Here is a 1,034-nt window from a genome sequence, read left to right on the forward strand (position 1 = left end):
AAAAACAACGTGTTACCTATCGAATATTAATGACTTTGCCGAGTTTAACAAGGTCTACGCAGAGTTTTTCCAACAAGATTGTCCGGCACGCAGTTGCTTCGCAGTGAAAGATTTGCCTCTTGGCGTGTTAATTGAAGTCGAAGCGATTGCTCATAAAAAGTAATACGGAGAACAGAGCATGAACCAGCAATGGACACAATATATCCAAATCATTAAGCAAGTTGTGAAACCTGCATTAGGATGTACAGAACCCATTGCTGCTGCGTACGCGGCAGCAGTTGCTAGAAAAGAGTTAGGCACATCCGATATTGATGCGATAGAGGTGCGTGTTTCAGACAACCTATTTAAAAACTCGATGGGTGTTTTCGTACCCGGAACGGGCAAGATAGGCCTCAAAATTGCCGCCTCAGTTGGTGCATTAGCCGGTGACCCAACAGCAGAACTGGAAGTGTTGGCTCGGATTAATGAGCAGGATGTCGCCGCTGCGCAACAATTGATAGATGAAGAGCGGGTAACTGTAGCGCGCATGGATACGCAAGAATTCATTTATTGCAGCGTAACGCTCACTTCTGGTGACGATGTTGTTTCGGTCACGATCAGTGGCGGTCACACCAACATTATCCAGATCATGCGCAATGGCGACGTGATTTTTGATGCTCCACCGCAGCAACGCGTTGCAACCGCTTCTGTTTGTGAAGGTGTGGATATTTCGATCAAACAAATCTATGAGTTTGCCACTCAAGCGCCTTTTGAAGAGATCAAATTCATTCTCCAAGCTGCAGAGCTCAATACCTTGCTGGCTCAAGAAGGTATCGACCGAGGTTACGGCCTAGAAATTGGACGCACGCTAAAAGGCAACATCGAGCAAGGCTTATTAGGCAATGACTTAATGAGTCGTATACAGATGATGACATCCGCGGCGTCTGATGCTCGCATGGGAGGGGCGACGTTGCCAGCCATGAGCAATTTCGGCAGTGGGAACCAAGGTATTGCCGCTACAATGCCAGTTGTAGTTGCGGCAGAAGTATTCCAAA

General features: G+C 47.2%; 2 protein-coding genes. Both read left to right on the top strand.

What is annotated here, in order from left to right; translation table 11 throughout:
- The coding region (locus tag R7P35_RS26325) for a RidA family protein (protein ID WP_318093443.1) at positions 1-163 on the top strand (163 nt) is incomplete at its 5' end.
- Positions 164-178: 15 nt separating this feature from the next.
- Positions 179-1,034 (top strand): serine dehydratase subunit alpha family protein (locus R7P35_RS26330; RefSeq protein WP_318093441.1); only part of this gene is annotated, 856 nt, incomplete at its 3' end.

It is taken from the genome of Vibrio sp. Vb0304 (assembly GCF_033338995.1).
In the GTDB taxonomy this organism is placed as follows: Bacteria; Pseudomonadota; Gammaproteobacteria; order Enterobacterales; family Vibrionaceae; genus Vibrio; species Vibrio alginolyticus.